A 17,556-nucleotide genomic window follows, 5' to 3' on the forward strand; every position below is an offset into this window, starting at 1 on the left:
GGGTTCAGTCGCGGCTCGGTGTCCAGCCGGTGGCGCGGAAGCGGGCCGCGTCGCCGGGGCGGCGGTCGTCGAAGAGGGTGCCGGACGGTGCGACCACGCGCACCGCGTCGACGTAGATCCCGCGGCCGTGCGGCGCCGCCGCCGTGGTCGAACGCCAGCGCAGGTGGGTCGTCCCGGCCGGCAGCGGCGCGGCGGCGGTCAACCACCGGCGTCCCTGGAACCCGGCGAACGTCCCGTCGGTCGACCACCGGTAGCCCGGCGCCCGCAGCAGCGACGGCACGAGACGCCACGTCCGCCCGCCGTCCGCGGAGGCCTCGAGCGCACCCGTGTCGGGCGACGCCGTGTCGTACCAGAGGTCGAACGAGGCCCGGGCACCGTCGCGCGGCACCCGCACCGGGATCGTCAGCGTGGCCGTCGCGTTGTCGGCCGTGCCGGCGAACCAGGCGGTGGGACCCTGGGTCGGCCGCACGGGCAGCGCCATCGCCAGGTCGGTGCCGACCGCGGCGCGGGACGGGTTGTTGTTGCCCCACTCCCGGGTCGGGTGCACCCGGTTGGTCAGCAGGATGGCGAACGAGTGCGCCAGCGGGTCGATCACGATCGAGGTGCCGGTGAACCCGGTGTGCCCGGCGGTCACCGGCGAGCTCAGGGCGCCCATGTAGCGTCGCTGGTCGAGCTCGAAGCCCAGGCCGTGGGCGTGGGTGGGGAACGCGCCGTTGTAGTCGGTGAACAACGAGCGGGTCGAACGCTCCGACAGGATCCGCGCGTCGCCGTAGCGGCCGCCGTTGAGCAGGGCCTGGGCGAGCAGGGCGAGGTCGCGTGCGGTGGCGAAGACGCCGGCGTGGCCGGAGACACCGCCGAGGCAGTACGCGTTCTCGTCGTGCACGCTGCCCCACACGATGCCGCGGCCGGACTGGTACTCCTCGGCGGCGATCCGCGGCTTGAGGCTGGCCGGCGGGTTGAACATGGTCTCCCGCATCCGCAGCGGCCCGGTGATCCGGTCCGCGACGACCCGGTCGAGGCGCTGCCGGGTGACCGTCTCGATCACCTTGCCGAGCACCATCATGTTGGTGTCCGCGTACAGGAAGACGGTGTTCGGCGGGTTGGCCGGTCTGATGCCCAGGACGGCGGCCCAGCGCTCCGCGTCGGTGTCGTACTCGCACAGCGACGGCTCCGGGTCGGCGGGCAGACCCGAGGTGTGCGTCAGCAGGTTGCGGATGGTGATGTCGGACTTGCCGTGGGCGGCGAACGCCGGGAGGTAGCGCACCACCTTCGCGTCGAGCGACAGCCGGCCCGACTCGACGAGCTGCACGGCCGCGATCGCGGTGAACAGCTTGGTCATCGAGGCGACGTCGAAGATGGTGTCCCGGCGCATCGGGATCCACCGGTCGCGGGGGAGCTCGGTGGGTTTCGCGTCGGAGTAGCGCAGCGCGAAGCCGACCGCGTCGTGCGCGACGATCACGCCACCGCGCCCGGCCAGGGCGACCGCGCCGGGATACATCGGATGCGCGGGTGGCGTGGCCGAAAGGAACGAGGTGATGGTGTCCTGGATCCGGTCCACGTAGCGGGGTGTCAGGCCGGCTTCCCGCGCGCTGCCGTAGCGCAGCGCCAGCGGTGGTCGGGAGAACCGGATGTCGGCGCTGGTGACGGTCGGCGGCCCGGCTGCGTCGGGTGGGGCCAGCACCGCGGAGGCCGGAGTCGCGACGAGTGCGGCAAGAGCGGCCAGGGCCACGGTCGCGCGCAGGGTACGTCCGAAGCGCATGCAGGCTCCCCCGAGGCTGGTCGCTGGATCGCCGTCAGCGTAGTCGCTCCGATTCGGACTTATGCCGCATGCCGCGCCGCTGGTTTGGATCCCTCGACGGCGTCAATACGACCCGGTAGACCAGCAGAGCGGGGGAGTGCCATGTCACCGAACGACCGCGTCGAGAATTTTGGAACGCCGTGGGAGGAGTCCTACGGATACGTGCAGGCGATCAAGCGCGGTGACTCGATCTACCTGTCGGGCCAGCTCGCCAACGACGGCGCCGACCTGGTCGCGATGGCGCCGGTCGACGCCGAGGGCGCGATCACCGATGTCGGCAACATGGGTCAGCAGATGCAACAGACGTACCACAACGCCGATGTCCTGCTGAAGCGGTTCGGCGCGTCCCTGGACGACGTGGTGGAGGAAGTCGTCTACACGCTCGACATCGACGCGGCCTTCGCGGCCGCCGGTCCGGTGCGCAAGGCCGCCTACGGGCGCGACGACCCACAGGTGGCGAGCACCCTGGTCGGCGTGACGCGGCTGGCCATCCCGGGCCAACTGGTCGAGATCAAGATGATCGCGCGGGTGTGACCGGCTTGCGGGCCAGCACCAACTGGTAGCTGATGCCGCCGTCCGGCAACGCGACGGTGCTCGCGCTGAACCCGGCCGTGGTCAGGTCGCTGAGGACCGCGGGCCGCTGGTTGGTGCGGTAGTACATGACGAACGGCGGTCGCCACACGGCGTTGCGGACCCGCATGGCCACATCGAACCCGAGCGTGCCCCAGTACGCGACCGAGGTCGGCGGCGGCAGCGTGCCGACCGGGAAGGCGAACAACCCCCCGGGTCGCAGCGCGCGGTAGACGCCCTCGAACAGTGCCGGCCGTTCGGCGGGCAGGAAATGTCCCATCGCGCCGAAGGTCACCGCGAGGTCGAAGCCGCCCGCGAACGGCAGGGCTCGGGCGTCGGCCCGCACCCAGGTGGCCTCCCGATGCGCGTCGCGCGCCCGATCGAGCATGCCGGCGCTGAAGTCGACGCCCGTGGACCTCTGGCACAGCGACCGGAGCACGACCATGCCCGCGCCGGTCCCGCAGCACACGTCCAGCCCCCGCTCGAAGGGCCCTAGCTCGGCCAGTGCGTCGGTGGTCGCCCGCAGGATGCTGTCGGGCGTGCGGAAGGGCGTGTGGTCGAACTTCGGCGCCAGCAGGTCGTAGCCGTGCTCGACCGATGACAGCGCCTGGACACACAGCTCACGCAGAGTGGGGCCTTGCCGCGGGGACACCGGCCGAGGGTACCGGCCGCCGCATTCGCCGTGCGTGATCTGAACAACATCTTCTCGGCGTCCCGCCTGGTCAGCGGCCATCCTGGTCGCTGCGAACGGCCGGCCGCGAAGATTTCTCCGGTCCGCGGTAAATGGAACGGGGCTCGGGTGCGTAAAGCGGGTGTGGATCGGGACCGGGAGGAGTTCGCGGACTTCTACCAGCGTTCCAGGGACAACTGCCTACGCGCTGTGCTGGCCAGCACGGGCAATCGCGCGCTGGCCGAGGACCTGGTAGCTGAGGCGTTCGCACGGGCCTGGGCCTCGTGGCACAAGGTGAACCGGCATCCGGCACCGGCGGCGTGGGTGGTGCGCACCGCCCTCAACGTCCGCGTGTCCTGGTGGCGGCGGCACCGGCGCGAGGTGGCCCTCGACGGTCACGACCAGGCGGAGGTCGCCGACGACTCGGCCGAGCTGCACGACGGGCTGTTGGCCGCGGTGCGCCGGCTGCCGCAGCGGCAGCGGGAGGTGGTCGTGCTGCGCATCTGGCTCGACCTGGACACCAACACCGTGGCCGACGTGTTGGGCATCTCCGCCAAGACCGTGGCGGTCCACCTGTCCCGTGCGACCGCGACCCTGCGGGCGCAGTTCGTTCCCGTCGCCAGTCAGGGGGTTCCGTCATGAACGACGACGAGGTGTTGGACGCGGTCAAGCAGACCCTGTCCGGCGTACGGATGGATCGCCCGATCGACACGATCGAGCGGCGTGGTCGCGTGCGGCGGCGTAGGCGCAAGCTGCTCGGCCTGGCCGCCGGTGGTGGCCTCGCGGTCCTGGCCGCGCTCGCCCTGGCCCTGCCGACGGCCACGAACCGGCCCGGCACCTTTCCGGGCGGTGGCCCGAGCCTCTCACCCGCGGCGTTCTCACTGGTCAGACAGCAGGACCAGACGGTCAAGCTGACCCTGAACTACGAACAGATCCTGGATCCCGTCGCCCTGGAAGACGCGCTGGCGGACGCCGGCATCCCCGCCGTCGTCAAGACGCAGGCCCTCTGCTTCCCGGCGAAGAAGGAGCTGCCCAGTGCCAGAAGGGTCTTTCGGACCGAGCAGGTGAGCTGGCCGGACGGGTCGGCCAAGGAGACCGCGTTGGTGATCGACCCAGCGATGATGCCGAAGCACAGCCTCATCTACTTCAGCATTCTCAAGCTGCCGCCCGACGACAAGTTCGGCAAGGTCGCCCGGGTCCTCGTCGCGGACGACGACCCGATGGTCTGCCGGGAGTTCCGCCGATGAGCGGCCGGGCGTCCCGTCGCGCGGTCCTGGCTCTCGGGGTGCTGGCCGTCACGGGAGGCGGCGCGGCCGGGGCCGGCGCAGTCTGGCGCCTGCAGTCCAACGATGCCGGCCCGACGAACCCCACGAGACAGTCCCCCTCGCCCACGCCCAGCCCGACGCCCGACTACGTGGCGCTGGCCAGGACCAAGGTCGCGGCGTACCTGGCGGAGAACGGGAACGGCCACATCACGGTGGCGGTGCGGGACCGCATGTCCGACGTCGCGCTGACCCTCGGGAAGACCCGCTTCCAGACCGCCAGCATCGTCAAGGTCGACATCCTGGCGGCCCTGCTGCTGCGCGCGAAGCAGCAGGGCAACAAGCTCACCGATGGCGACCGGTACCAGGCCGAGAAGATGATCACCGCGAGCGACAACAACTCCGCGACGTCGTTGTTCGGCAAGATCGGCGGGAAGTCGGGGCTGACCGCGGCCAACCGGACCTTCGGCATGAAGGAGACCACCCCCAGCGTGCACTGGGGGATGGCCATGACCACCGCGGCCGACCAGGTCCGCCTGCTCACCGCGCTGACCGACGAGGCCGGTCCCCTGGGCGCCGCCGACCGCGCGTATCTCTTCAGCCTGATGAGCCAGGTCGAAGAGACCCAGGACTGGGGCGTACCGGCCGCCGCCGGACCCGATGCGACGGCCGTGTACGTCAAGAACGGCTGGGACAACATCTCCGCGGACGGCGGCCTCTGGCAGGTCAACACCATCGGGCGGGTCGTCGAGCCCGGCCGCGACTGGCTCGTGGCCGTGCTCTCCGGTCACCACGAGACCCAGCAGGCCGGCATCAAGCTGGTCGAGGCCGTGGCCAAGTACACCCTCCGCGAACTGCGGAAGATCCCGAGCTAGGCGATCCGGGTCAGCAACGCCGCGAACTCCTTCGGGTTGGAGTAAAAGGGCGCGTGGTGGCCCGGTACGCGGTGCACCGCGCCGGTGCGCGCGGCCATCCGCTCGGCGACCGTAGCGGTGATCGAGATGTCGTTCTCCGGGATCACGTAGCTGCTGGGGATGGTGTGCCAGGCGGCCCGCGTCACGGTCTCGAAGTCGCCGCGAACCGTCTGCGGCACCAGCCGGGCGATGGCCGCGGCGGTGTCGGGGTTGTTCAGGTCGCCGTCGTAGAAGGCGCCAGGCAGGTTGAGGTCGGGGTTCTCGGCCGGGCGCAGTCCGGCCAGCGTCGGCGGGGTCGGGATGCCGTGGGCGCCGAACATGCTCTCGCCGATGTCGGGCACGTAGGCGGCGACGTAGACCAGGTGCGTGACGTTGGCGGCGCCGGCGGTCGCCTCGGTGACGGGGACGCCCGCGTACGAGTGCGCGACCACCACGACCGGGCCGTGGATGGCGTCGATCGCGTCGCGGATCACCAGGGCGTCGTCGTGCACTCCGGGCAGCGGCTCGGGTGCCGAGGTGTCCCGCACCGCGCTGGGCAGGTCGACCGTCGCGCTCGCCCAGCCCTGCTCGGCGAGCTCCTTCTGAAGCTTTTCCCAGACCCAGGCGCCGTGGTGGCCGCCGTGGACGAGAAGCATTGTCGCGCTCATTAGGTTCCTCCCGTTTAACACTTAATGAGGCATTCGGACGCAGCGTCCGATGGCAACCCTACCCACGGCCCGACTTACCATGACCAGATGCAGGATCGCCGCAGGACGGTCGAGGCCGCGGTCGTCGCCGCCGTCGACCGTCTGCTGCGGCAGGGCAACAGCTTCACCGACCTGACGACGCAGCAGATCGCGAACGAGGCCAACGTCGCCCGATCCACGCTCTACCTCTATTTCCGGGAGAAGAACGCGCTGCTGATCGGGATGGCGACCACCCTCGGCCAGGGCGCGTTCGAGATCGTGGACCGCTGGCAGCCGGATGACCCGCGCGGCCTCGACGGGCTCACCGACACGTTCGTCGAGGTGATCGGGTACTACCGGGAACGGGCGCACCTGCTCGGTGCGATCACCGAGGTGTCCGGGTACGACCGGGCGGTGCGCGAGCACTGGACCGCGCAGTTGGACAAGTTCGTCGACCTGGCGCAGGCGTGGCTGCTCACCGAGCAGCGGGCCGGCCGTGCGGCGTCCGATCTGGACCGTCCCACCGCCGGCCAGATCATCGTCCACGGTGGAAACCAGGCCATCGCCAGCCACGTGGCCGCCGGGGATCCGGCGCGCGACCGGGTCGTGGCCCAGGAGATCGCCGCGGCGCAGTGGTTCGGCGGCCTGCGCCGCGCCCACTCCCGCTGACCGAGCCGGTTCCGGAAGTCTTGCGGCCATAACATCGAATAACGCCACTGGATTCCATTGACCTACGACGTTGTAACTCGTTAGCGTGTTGGAAATCTTCCGGAAGAGTTTCGAGATTTATCGGAACTCTTCTCGAACCTCGCCGGCCGTCCGCCGGGGTCGCCAGCAGTGCGGCCCGGGTCGATGCCGCGTGTCCGAAGAGAAGGGGGGCGACGGTGGCGCGACCGCTGGACAGGCCCCGCCGCGACCGTTTCCTGTTGCTCGCGATCCTGCCGGGCCTCGGGCTGCTGCTGACCTTCCACTACCTGCCCCTGCTGGGCAACGTCATCGCGTTCAAGGACTTCCAGCCGTACCTCGGACTGGCCGACAGCCCATGGGTCGGGTTGAGCAACTTCCGGGTCCTGGTCGAGGGCGACCCGCTGTTCCTGACCGCGCTCGGCAACACCATGGTGATCATGCTGTTGCAGATCGGCATCGTGTTCACCCTGCCGATCGGCCTTGCCCTGCTGCTCGACAGCCTGCTCTCCGAGCGGCTCAAGCGGACCGTGCAGACGATCCTCTACCTGCCGCACTTCCTGTCCTGGGTGATCGTCATCTCGATCTTCAACGAGTTGCTCGGCGGCAGCGGGCCGATCAACACTTTCCTCCGCCAGCACGACCTCGGGACCATCGACATCGTCGGCAACGCCGCCGTCTTCAAAGAGCTCGTCACCGGGCAGGTGCTCTGGAAAGAGGCCGGCTGGGCGATGATCCTGTTCCTGGCGGCACTGTCCCGGATCGACCCGGAGCTCTACGAGGCGTCGGCGGTCGACGGTGCCGGCCGCCTGCGGCAGATGTGGCACGTCACGCTGCCCGGCCTGCGCAGCGTCATCGTCCTGCTGCTGATCCTGCGCCTCGGCGACGCGCTCACGGTCGGCTTCGAGCAGATCATCCTGCAACAACAGGCGGTCGGCATCCGGGCCAGCGAGGTGCTCGACACGTACGTCTACAACAACGGCATCGTGCGCAGCGACTGGGGCGTCAGCGCCGCCGTCGGGCTGGTCAAGGGGCTGGTCGGGGTCGCGCTGGTGCTGGGCGCCAACAAGCTCGCGCACGTCTTCGGCGAGGCCGGCCTCTATCGCCGGGAGGCCCGATGAGCGCCCGCGGCTCGGCGACCACCGTCCCCGTGCGGGCGGCCAAGGGCGTGCTGCTGACCGTCTGTTGTGCACTGATCATCGTGCCGTTCGTCGGCATCGTCTCCACGAGCCTGTCCACCCGCGAGCAGATCGTCCGCTCCGGCGGCTTCGTCGTCATCCCCGACGAGGTCACGTTCGCGGCCTACCGTGCGCTGTTCACCGGCGGCGTCGTGCCCCGCGCCGTGGCGGTCAGCGTGTTCATCACCCTGGTCGGCACCGCGCTGAGCCTGGCCAGCACGACCCTGTTGGCGTACGGGCTGAGCCGACCCGGATCCTTCGCGCACCGGCCCGTGCTGATGGTGGTCGTCGGCGCGCTGCTGTTCACCCCGGGCATCATCCCCGGCTACCTGACCATCGACCTGCTCGGCCTGATCGACTCGTACTGGGCGGTCATCCTTCCGGCTGTGGTCAGCGCGTTCAACGTGGTGATCCTGCGGGCGTTCTTCATGGAGATCCCGTCCGAGCTCGTGGAGAGTGCCCGGATCGACGGCGCCTCCGACGGCCAGATCTTCGCCCGCATCGTGCTTCCGCTCTCCAGGGCCGTGCTCAGCGTGATCGGCCTGTTCTACGCGGTCGGCTACTGGAACGCGTTCTTCAGCGCCCTGCTGTATCTCAACGACGCCGCCAAGTGGCCGGTCCAGCTCGTGCTCCGCACGTACGTGGTCAACCAGCAGCAACTCGGTGTCGACCAGGTCGGCACCGCGGACCTGCCACCGCAGGAGGCGCTCCAGATGGCGATCCTCGTCATCTCGATCGTGCCGATCCTGCTCGTCTATCCCTTTATCCAGCGCCATTTCACCAAGGGCGTGCTGGTCGGCGCCGTCAAAGGATGACAAGGAGATCCCGATGAGCTACCTGCACCGACGCGTCAACCGCCGCACCCTGCTCTCCGGTGCCACCGCGCTGGCCGCGGGCTCGCTGCTCGCCGGGTGTGGCGACGGCGGCGCTGGCGGCAACGACAACAGCGCCCAGGCCAACCAGGACGTCAAGCTGCCCGCGTACGTGCCGTCGACGGTTGTCACGCCCGACCTGCCCGGCAACGCCAACGGGCTGCTCAACGCGTTCCGGGCGTACCCGAGCCCACCGGTCGCCCAGTTCAGCGCGCCGCCGATGAAGGGCGGCACGGTGTCGGCGTTCGTGCTGACCGGTTCGCCGGTGCCGCCGCCGAAGGGCAACAACCCCTTCTGGCAGGAGCTCGATCGCCGGCTCGGCGTCGACCTGCGACTGACCATCACGCCCAGCGCGGAGATGGCCACCAAGTTCTCCGCCCTGATCACGGGCGACGACCTGCCCGACCTGATCGTGCCGGCGCTCTTCCTGCCCAACGGCGTGCCGGCCGGGATCGGCAACCTGCCACAGTGGATGGGCGCCAAGTGCACCGACCTCACCCCGCACCTCGGTGGTGACGCGGTGAAGGAATACCCGAACCTGGCGAACATCCCGACCGCGGCCTGGAAGCAGTGCGTCTACAACGGTGGCATCTACGGCGTGCCGGTGCCGCGCGGCGTCGCCGGGACGCTGATGTTCCGCCGCGACGACGTCATCGCGAAGCTCGGCGTCGACCCCGACCCGAAGAGCTTCGCCGAGTTCCGGGACTTCTGCGTCAAGGTGACCGACGCGAAGGCCAACCGGTGGGCGATCGTCAACGCCGGCGGGCTGATGCACCTGATCCAGCAGATGGTCGGTGCGCCCAACGGCTGGCGGTGGGACGGCGGCAAGCTGACCCACGTGGTGGAGACCGAGGAGTTCCGGAAAGCACTGTCCGATGTGGTCGACCTGTACAAGGCCGGCGTGGTGCATCCGGACAGCTTCGCCAACAACGCCCCCGTGAAGCGCTGGTTCAACGCCGGCGAGGCGATGCTGACCGCTGACCGCTACACCGCCTGGCCGCAGTTCTACGCGGAGAACATCGCCGGCCCTTCGTTCAAGATCAGTGGCATGCGGCCACCGAAGTACGACGGCGGTGGCTGGGCGCCGACCTGGCAGTCCAACGCCGGCTCCATCAACAACTTCACCGTCTTCAAGAAGGCCGACGAAGGGCGGGTCAAGGACCTGCTCAAGCTCTGCGACTACCTGGCCGCGCCGTTCGGCACGGCGGAGTGGCTGTTCCGGCGGTACGGGCAGGACGGGCCGCACTACACGATGCAGAACGGCGGCCCCGTCTACACCCAGGCCGGGGTCAGCCAGACCGCGCTCGGCATCCGCTACATCGTCGACGCGCCGGACACCATCTTCATCCCCGGCCGCCCGGAGGCCACCCAGACGTCGTACGACTACCAGAAGACCATCATCGACACGTCCGTGCCCGATCCCGTGGTGGCCAACAACCTGTTCTCCGACGAGTGGTCGCGCAAGCAGCCGGTGCTCGGCCAGATCGTGCTCAACGGCCAGAACGACATCATCGCCGGCCGGCAGCCGCTCAGCCAGCTCGACCAGGTGATCAGCGACTGGCGCTCCCAGGGCGGTGACAAGGTCCGGGCGGAGTTCACCGAGCAGCTCCAGAAGTCCGGCATCCGATGAGCGTGCGGGTCGCGCTGGTCGGCACCGGCACCATCGCCGGCATCCACGCCGAGGCCCTGCGGGGTCTCGGCGACCGGGTCGACCTGGTGGCCGGCGTCGACGTCGACGGGGCGCTGGCCCGCTCGTTCTGTCGGGAGCACGGGATACCGCACGCCGGCACCGACCTGGCCCGGGTGCTCCAGGCGACCCGGCCGGACCTGGTGCACGTCTGCACGCCGCCGGGCGCCCACCTCGACGCGGCCCGCACCGCGCTGGCGTACGGCGCACACGTCCTGGTCGAGAAGCCACCGACGCTGACGCTGCGCCAGTTCGCGGAGCTGTCGGCGGCGGCACAGCACAGTGGACGGCACGTGGCGACGGTGTTCCAGCACCGCTTCGGCTCCGGCGCGCGCCGGCTGCGGTCGCTCTACCAGTCCGGCGTGCTCGGCCGGGCGCTGCTGGCCCTCTGCCAGACCACCTGGTACCGGCCGCAGGAGTACTTCGACGTGCCGTGGCGCGGCCGCTGGGACACCGAGGGCGGCGGGCCGACGATGGGACACGGCATCCACCAGATGGACCTGCTGCTGGCCGTCCTGGGTGACTGGACGCGGGTCAGCGCCCTGGCCCGCCGGCAGGCCCGCGACGTCGACACCGAGGACCTGTCGCTGGCCCACGTGAGCTTCGCCGACGGCGCCGTGGCCAGCGTGGTCAACAGCGTGCTCTCCCCGCGGGAGCAGAGCTACCTGCGGTTCGACTTCACGCACGCCACCGTCGAGCTCACCCACCTCTACGGGTACGGCGAGGACGCCTGGCGGGTGACCGCGGCGCCGGGTTACGAGGAGGCGGTGCTCGGCGCCTGGCACGGCGGTGAGCGCGGCGTGCCGAGCGGGCACCGGGCCCAGTTCGCGGCCGTGCTCGACGCGCTCGAGGCGGGGGAGCGGCCTCCGGTGACGCTGTCCGAGGCCCGGCGCACGATGGAGTTGGTGGCCGCGATCTACGCGTCCTCGTTCACCGGCCACCCGGTCGACCCGGACGACGTCGCGCCGGGATCGCCGTTCTACGAGCAGATGCAGGGAGGCGGACCGCCGTGGCGGATCGTCGCGCGTCAGGAGGTCGCGTGACCCCCACCGAGCCCGGCCGCACCGGGTTGGCGTTGACCCACGAGCACGACCGCGCGCTGCGGGTGAGCTGGTGTGACCGGGAGCTGTTCCGTTACGTCTATCGGCCCTGGGACGACCAGCTCGAGTCGCCCCGGCCGTACGTGCATCCGATGTGGACGCTCGACGGCCGATCGGTCAGCCTCTACCGGCCGCACGACCACGTCTGGCACAAGGGGCTCTCGCTGGCGCTGGCCAACGTGGGCGCCGACAACTTCTGGGGCGGGCCGACCTACCTGCGTGGATATGGCGGCTACGCCCAGCTTCCCAACAACGGCACGCAGCGGCACGACCGGTTCACGCGCCTGTCTTCCCGGGACTCCGCGGTGGGTGTCACCGAGCACCTGACCTGGGTGGCCCAGGACGGCCGGGCGGTGTTCGCCGAGGAGCGCACGCTCGACGTCACCGTGCTGCCCGAGGACGGTGCCTGGCAGCTCGACCTGGTCACCGCCCTGCGCAACATCGGTGTTTCGGACGTCGCGATCGGCAGTCCGTCGACCGAGGGTCGCGAAGGCGCGGCGTACAGCGGGCTGTTCTGGCGCGGGCCGCGCAGCTTCAGCGGTGGCACCGTGCGGATCCCCGACGCGGAGGGCACCGACGAGCTCAACGGCGCCCGGGCGCCGTGGATGGCGTTCACGGGCCGGCACGACGGCGACGGCGAGCACGCGACGCTGCTGATGGCCGACCTGACCGCGCCGACACGGTGGTTCGTGCGCAGCGAGGTCTACGCGGTGCTGTGCCCGGCGGCGTTCGCCGAGGTGCGCTCCGTAGCGCCGGACGTGACGCTGCGCCTGCGCTACCGGGTCGTCGTCGCCGACGGCGACCTCGACCACAAGACCTGCGCGAGGCTGTCGGCATGACGGTGTTCCCCGGTGGCACGGGCGTGACCCACCTGTCCGTCTACGACTGGCCCGGCCCGGACGGCCTGCCCGGCGGGTCGGCGCACGTGCACCTCGTCTGCACCGAGGGCTACGTGGTGCTCGAAGGTCGCGGCCGGTTGCAGACACTCGGTGCCGACGGCTTCGCCGAGACGCCACTGACGCCGTTGACCGTCGCCTGGTTCGCACCGGGCATCGTGCACCGGCTGGTCAACGACGGCGGGCTGCGAATCCTGGTGGTGATGCAGAACGCGGGCCTACCCGAGGCCGGCGACGCGGTGCTGACCTTCCCGCCGTCGCACCTGGCCGACGCGGCCAGCTATCGCGCGGCGGCCACCCTGCCTTCCGACGACCCGGCCGGGGGCGCCCGGCGGCGCAAGGACCTGGCGGTCGAGGGCTTCCTGGGGCTGCGGGCCGGGGGGCCGCAGGCCCTCGCGGAGTTCTACGCCCGGGCGGCGGCCCTGGTGCACGACGACCTGCCGGCCTGGCACGGGCGCTGGCGGGACGGCCCGCTGGCCGCCGCGACCGCCACGGGCAACCAACTCGACCACCTGACCGCCGGCGGCTTCCACCACCTGCACGACGGCCGACTGACCGTGCTGAGCGCCCCACCGACGCGCGGCTACGGCATGTGCGGGCGACTGGCCACGTACCCGCAAAACAATGAGCGCTGACCGACAAGACGATCGCGGCGCCGCCTTTGCACGACAGGGCGCCCCGCCAGCCTCTCGGCGGGCACGGCGCCCGTTCGATGCCCTATCTGCCCAGGACGCCGAGGGTCGTCCTCGCGGCGTCAGTCACCAAGGTAAGTGGAGTAATACATGCAGCTCCAGACGCTGCCTGGCACGATCTGGGAACACACTCGGTATGCTCCATTCTTGCTAACCCGACGTCCCGCGGTAACGGGAGGGCTTGGATAGTTGTAGGCGGCTTGGACCAGGGTCCAAACAGCGATGCCATATTGGCCAGGCTGACACGAACCCACCGTGCATTCCTGAAGCCCTACCGAAGCTTTCGAGGGAAACGCGGCGACCCGCGCTCGTACGTAGCCGTTGGGGTACCCTCCCGTCCACTCCAGACAGAAGAGGTTCCAATCGCCGCCAAATACGTGGCAGCCGTCCGAATACGGATATGGGGTTTCGGCTTGCGCGGGGCTCGGCGTGACCGCGACGACGCCGAATGCCAACAGCGCGGCTATGACACTGGCCAGCCCGTATCGAAGCCGGGTACCGATAGCGCGAGAACTGTCCTTGAATATCACGGCATCCTCTCAAGTCCGGAACGTTACTGGGATGAGCGCAGGTCCTGGGTCGGGTCCTTGCCAGGACGATGATGAACGAGCTTGTGCGGCAACGGGTTGGCGATCCGCGCAGAACCATTGACCGTCCGCGCACACTTACGCTGCCGATACTCGCCCGGCGGGGTGCCGAACGCCTGCTTGAATGCGCGGCTGAACGCCGTCGCGTCCCCGAACCCCCAGCGAGCGCCGATCGCCGCGACCGAACGGCGCCGGAATGTGTCCTCACGCAGCTCGCGTCGACAACGCTCCAGCCGGCGTTGCCTGATCAGGCCGGCGATCGTCGAGCCCTGCTCACGGAAGAGCATCTGCAGGTACCGCAGCGAGACGGACTGCGCCGCTGCGACGCCCTCCGGCGTCAGGCCCGGGTCTGCCAGGTGTTTCTCGATGAAATCCAGAGCTTTCAGGTGGAGCAGGCGATGCTGTGCGTCTGAGGCGGCACCGACTCCGGCGTCGAACTGCGCCAGAACCGAGACCAGCAGATCGACGAGGACCTGCGCCAGGGCCCTGGCGTCGTGGGGCGAGTACTGATCCGCCGATTCCATGATCTGCGCCGCCGTCCCGACCAGCAAGGCCCCCAACCCGCCACCAAGCGGAAAAGCCCGGGCCAGCCCCGGACGCATCTGGGCGTGACGCAGCGGCAAGTCGGAACGCAGGACATGGATGATGAGCTGCTGAACGGGCCTGCGGTTCGCCACGACACCAGGCAACGACGTATCGACCATCGCGAACTGCCCCGGCCCGACAGTGCACTGGCGGTCGGCGTGGTTGATCGCCAATGGTCCCCCTGTGGGGACCGTCAGGTAGAACCAGCCGGGATCTGACCGACGGATATGCCTGGATGACCGCTCGGCCCGCAACGGCGGGTAGCTGATCTTCGACAGCTGCACTCTACCGAGATCGAGCAGCTCGACCACGGCCGCGAAATCGTCGATGTCGTCCGCGACGACCGTTGTGCTGATCAGAGCGGTCGCGGTCATCTCGTGCCACGTGGCGAACCGAACGTCTTTTGGCACATCAGCGGTACTGAACCGGACTAAAGGAAGGGGCCGCACGACTTGAAGGTCATCGCATTCGGGTACCGCGTGGTCGACCATGGTCGTGGGGCCGTCGGCGGGCGCCCAACGCATCCGTCTCACGTGTCCTCCGCGAAACATCTATGTGCGGCGCGTCCACCGGACGGCTCGCACGCAACGGCTCCGCCAGGTCGGCGTTGCCGCTCATCGTCTTGGAGGTCGCTTTGTGGCGGCTTTTCGGACGCCAGAGCAAGCCTGCCAGTTAGGCGCCCCGCGGTGCCGGCGGTGCCGGCCCGGACGCCCGTGGGGAGGTCTCTGGTCGATCGGCTCTGGCCCATGATCGACTGACTCGCTACTCTTCAGATGATCATGCTCTGACGGGGGTTGTGCGATGCGGGTTGGCCGCGGCCTGGCGCTGGTGTGTGTCGGTGTGTTGGTGACGGCCGGTCTGTCGGCCGCCGGCGGGAGCGCTGCCGCAGCAGCCGATCCGCTTCCGCCGATCCGAGTCTCGTTGCCGTGCGACGGAACGCCTGACGGCGTCAACGGAACCTACTGCTCGATCACGAACGCGGTGCGGGCGGCGCAGCCGGGCCAGACCGTCGAGGTGCGGCAGGCCGCCTACGACGAGTCGGTGGTGGTGGACAACTCCGGTCTGCCGGGTAAGCCGATCACGATCAAGGCGCTGCGCGGGCCGGGCCCGCGCACCAGCGTGCGGGGCGCCCAGACCGGCCCGGCGTTCCTCGTCTCCGGCGCGCACGACGTCGTCATCGAGGGATTCAGCATCGGCATGACCGTGCCCAAGTCCGCCGTGCTCGTCGAGAACTCCAGCGATGTCACGGTGACCGACGGCTGGATCCTCGCCTCGGGCAGCTCGGCCGTCGAGATCAACGGTGACTCGCACCGCGTCACCGTGAGCGGGATGCTCGCCCGCAGCAGCAACGTGTCGGTGTTCGCCGTGCATGACGGAGCCACCGACACCATGCTCACCGGCAACAGCCTCTTCGCACAGACGCATCCGAGCGCTTCGCCCGTGGCCATCACCGTCGACGACGCGCCCCGGACCACCATCACCAACAACACGATCGTGACCGACTGCCTGGCCGGCATCGCCGTACGCGGCGCCTCGGCGGGATTCGGCCTCTACAACTCGATCGTGCGGACCAATTGGCCCGGCCTGTCCGGACGCTGCACGGGCTCGTCGGGCCAGACGTCGGCGACCGCGACGCCGGTGTCGGTCGACGGCGCGGCCGCGACCGACAGCCACGTCGACTACAACGTCATCGACCCGGGACACGGTGGGCCGCTCTACGCGTGGGGCGGCACGGCCTATGCGAACCCGGCCGATCTGCGCGCTGCGACCGGGCAGGCCGCACACGACATCGCGGCCGACCCGTTGTTCGTCGCCACCTACCAGGAACCGGCCGGATGGGCCGTGCGGGCCAACTCTCCCGCTATCGACTCCGCCCTGGCGAACGCACCGGGCCTGATGAGCCGGGACCTACGCGGCAACCCGCACGCCGACAACCCGGACGTCCCCAACGTCGGCGGGGGCTACGTCGACCGTGGCGCGACGGAACTGCTTCCCGCGCCTCAGGTCACTTCCGCGATCACTCGAGCGCCCGACGGCGGCAGTCTCGACGCGGTGGCGACCGTGACGGCCACCTACCCTTGGCAGACGGACGGGCCGGCAGGCACCTTCAGCTTCACTCAGGCGGGCCGGGACCCGGTCGTCAACCACACGGGCAGCGCGCGCTTCACCTTCGAGAAGCTCGGGACTGCCTGTGTCGAGGTCCAACTCAGCACCGTGGGGTTCCGTTCTTCCTACCCGTATAAAGAGGCTTACAAGGCGTCGCCGTGCACCGTGCTCGGCGCCTCGTTCATCCCGGTGAAGCCGCAGCGGCTGCTCGACACCCGAGCCCTCAACGGCGCGCCGCTAACGGGGGGTAGTGAGGTGCGCCTCGAACTGCCGGCGCCGATGTCGACGGCGGCCGCCGTCGTCCTCAACGTCACCGTGACCCAGCCCACCGGGAACGGCTACCTGACCGTCTACCCGGGCGACGGAGACCGGCCGCTGGCATCCAACATCAACTTCCTGCCCAACCAGACGATCGCCAACCTGGTGACGGTCCCGGTGGGCGCCGGCCGCGTCCATCTGTTCAACGCCAGCGGGGGCTGGGTTCATGTGGTCGCCGACATCGCCGGCTACTACGCCAGCACCGGCTCCGGACTGACGGCGGCGAGCCCGGTGCGGGTCCTCGACACCCGGGGTGCGATCGGTGTGCCCGGCACGACGCCGATCGGTCCTAACGGGAAGGTGACCGTCGACCTGTCGGCACGGGTGCCGGCGGGCACTACCGCGGCCGTGCTCAACCTGACCGCCACGAAGCCGACCACCAGCGGCCACATCACCGTGTTCCCGCCCGGTGCGACGCTGCCGACCACGTCGAACGTCAACTTCGTCACCGGCCAGACGGTGAACAACATGGTGATCGCACCGGTGGTGAACGGCAAGGTCGCGTTCGGCTTCGGCGGCTCGGGCACCGTACACCTGCTCGCCGATCTGACCGGCTGGTTCGGGCCTGGTGGAACCGACGCCTACCTGCCGACCGCTCCGACCCGGATCCTCGACACCCGCACGACCGCTACCCCGGTCGGCCCGGGACAGGCGGTGCGGGTCACGGTGGACGCCACCGCGTGCGGCGCGACCCCGTGCCCGCGCACGGCGATCGTGGCGAACCTGACCGTGACAAACGTCAAGGCCGCCGGCTATCTGTCCGTCTACCCGTTCGGCCAGCCTCGCCCGGTCGTGTCGGCGCTCAACTTCACCGCCGGGCAGACCGTGGCCAACCTGATCACCGTCGGCCTCGGTCAGGACTCATTCCTCGTCTACAACAGCGCGAGTAGCACCGTCGACGTGGCTGTGGACCAGGCCGGGTTCTACCTGTCGCCGGCCTGACCCCGACAGCCCAGAACGCCAGTCCAGGTG

The 17,556-nt window shown here is 69.8% G+C and carries 16 protein-coding genes; 12 read left to right on the forward strand and 4 right to left on the reverse strand.

Translation table 11 applies throughout. From position 1 onward, the window contains the following. Positions 1 to 4 precede the first annotated feature (4 nt). Positions 5 to 1,759: a serine hydrolase domain-containing protein gene (locus BLV39_RS23100; RefSeq protein WP_090796587.1), complete on the reverse strand. Its 1,755-nt coding sequence runs from the start codon at positions 1,757 to 1,759 to the stop codon at positions 5 to 7. A 141-nt stretch (positions 1,760 to 1,900) separates the two neighbouring features. On the opposite strand from BLV39_RS23100, the gene BLV39_RS23105 reads away from it, so the two are divergent. After that, positions 1,901 to 2,332 (forward strand): Rid family hydrolase, encoded by a 432-nt coding sequence (locus tag BLV39_RS23105; RefSeq protein WP_090796592.1) that lies wholly within the window; start codon positions 1,901 to 1,903, stop codon positions 2,330 to 2,332. On the opposite strand, the gene BLV39_RS23110 is transcribed toward BLV39_RS23105, so the two are convergent. Further along, positions 2,310 to 3,020 (reverse strand): class I SAM-dependent DNA methyltransferase, encoded by a 711-nt coding sequence (locus tag BLV39_RS23110; RefSeq protein ID WP_090796596.1) that lies wholly within the window; start codon positions 3,018 to 3,020, stop codon positions 2,310 to 2,312. The genes BLV39_RS23105 and BLV39_RS23110 overlap by 23 nt on opposite strands. 30 nt (positions 3,021 to 3,050) lie before the next feature. Here BLV39_RS23110 and BLV39_RS23115 point away from each other — a divergent pair, with 30 nt between their 5' ends. From BLV39_RS23115 to BLV39_RS23125, 3 genes are read left to right on the forward strand one after another with little or no spacing between them, the layout of a single operon-like run. Continuing rightward, complete coding sequence (locus BLV39_RS23115; protein WP_239084134.1) at positions 3,051 to 3,680, forward strand: SigE family RNA polymerase sigma factor; 630 nt, start codon at positions 3,051 to 3,053, stop codon at positions 3,678 to 3,680. Beyond that, on the forward strand, positions 3,677 to 4,285 hold the full coding sequence (locus BLV39_RS23120; protein WP_090796603.1) for a hypothetical protein: 609 nt from the start codon (positions 3,677 to 3,679) through the stop codon (positions 4,283 to 4,285). The genes BLV39_RS23115 and BLV39_RS23120 overlap by 4 nt, the downstream gene beginning before the upstream one ends. Next, positions 4,282 to 5,175, forward strand: coding sequence for a serine hydrolase (locus BLV39_RS23125; RefSeq protein WP_090796606.1), 894 nt, complete (start codon positions 4,282 to 4,284; stop codon positions 5,173 to 5,175). Before BLV39_RS23120 ends, BLV39_RS23125 begins: the two co-directional genes overlap by 4 nt. On the opposite strand, the gene BLV39_RS23130 is transcribed toward BLV39_RS23125, so the two are convergent. Beyond that, the gene (locus BLV39_RS23130) at positions 5,172 to 5,849 is read right to left on the reverse strand and encodes an alpha/beta hydrolase (protein ID WP_176985021.1); all 678 of its coding nucleotides are present in this window, start codon (positions 5,847 to 5,849) and stop codon (positions 5,172 to 5,174) included. The genes BLV39_RS23125 and BLV39_RS23130 overlap by 4 nt on opposite strands. 99 nt (positions 5,850 to 5,948) lie before the next feature. Here BLV39_RS23130 and BLV39_RS23135 point away from each other — a divergent pair, with 99 nt between their 5' ends. From BLV39_RS23135 to BLV39_RS23165, 7 genes are all read left to right on the forward strand, one after another. Further along, positions 5,949 to 6,548: a TetR/AcrR family transcriptional regulator gene (locus BLV39_RS23135; RefSeq protein WP_176985022.1), complete on the forward strand. Its 600-nt coding sequence runs from the start codon at positions 5,949 to 5,951 to the stop codon at positions 6,546 to 6,548. Between the two features lie 215 nt (positions 6,549 to 6,763). Then, positions 6,764 to 7,684, forward strand: coding sequence for an ABC transporter permease (locus BLV39_RS23140; RefSeq protein WP_239084133.1), 921 nt, complete (start codon positions 6,764 to 6,766; stop codon positions 7,682 to 7,684). Next, a complete protein-coding gene (locus BLV39_RS23145; protein WP_090796625.1) occupies positions 7,681 to 8,556 on the forward strand; it encodes a carbohydrate ABC transporter permease in 876 nt (291 codons plus the stop codon). Before BLV39_RS23140 ends, BLV39_RS23145 begins: the two co-directional genes overlap by 4 nt. A gap of 13 nt (positions 8,557 to 8,569) precedes the next feature. Next, a complete protein-coding gene (locus BLV39_RS23150) occupies positions 8,570 to 10,243 on the forward strand; it encodes a type 2 periplasmic-binding domain-containing protein (protein ID WP_090796629.1) in 1,674 nt (557 codons plus the stop codon). After that, positions 10,240 to 11,343, forward strand: coding sequence for a Gfo/Idh/MocA family protein (locus BLV39_RS23155; RefSeq protein WP_090796632.1), 1,104 nt, complete (start codon positions 10,240 to 10,242; stop codon positions 11,341 to 11,343). The genes BLV39_RS23150 and BLV39_RS23155 overlap by 4 nt, the downstream gene beginning before the upstream one ends. Next, positions 11,340 to 12,239, forward strand: coding sequence for a DUF6807 domain-containing protein (locus BLV39_RS23160; RefSeq protein WP_204083054.1), 900 nt, complete (start codon positions 11,340 to 11,342; stop codon positions 12,237 to 12,239). Before BLV39_RS23155 ends, BLV39_RS23160 begins: the two co-directional genes overlap by 4 nt. Further along, on the forward strand, positions 12,236 to 12,931 hold the full coding sequence (locus tag BLV39_RS23165) for a cupin domain-containing protein (protein ID WP_090796642.1): 696 nt from the start codon (positions 12,236 to 12,238) through the stop codon (positions 12,929 to 12,931). Before BLV39_RS23160 ends, BLV39_RS23165 begins: the two co-directional genes overlap by 4 nt. Positions 12,932 to 13,541: 610 nt before the next feature. Here BLV39_RS23165 and BLV39_RS23170 read toward each other — a convergent pair. After that, a complete protein-coding gene (locus BLV39_RS23170) occupies positions 13,542 to 14,534 on the reverse strand; it encodes an AraC-like ligand-binding domain-containing protein (protein WP_176985023.1) in 993 nt (330 codons plus the stop codon). Positions 14,535 to 14,961: 427 nt separating this feature from the next. On the opposite strand from BLV39_RS23170, the gene BLV39_RS23175 reads away from it, so the two are divergent. Then, complete coding sequence (locus tag BLV39_RS23175; RefSeq protein WP_090796649.1) at positions 14,962 to 17,526, forward strand: right-handed parallel beta-helix repeat-containing protein; 2,565 nt, start codon at positions 14,962 to 14,964, stop codon at positions 17,524 to 17,526. Positions 17,527 to 17,556 lie beyond the last annotated feature (30 nt).

The sequence above is a fragment of the Asanoa ishikariensis genome (genome assembly GCF_900107455.1).
GTDB classification, from domain to species: domain Bacteria; phylum Actinomycetota; class Actinomycetes; order Mycobacteriales; family Micromonosporaceae; genus Asanoa; species Asanoa ishikariensis.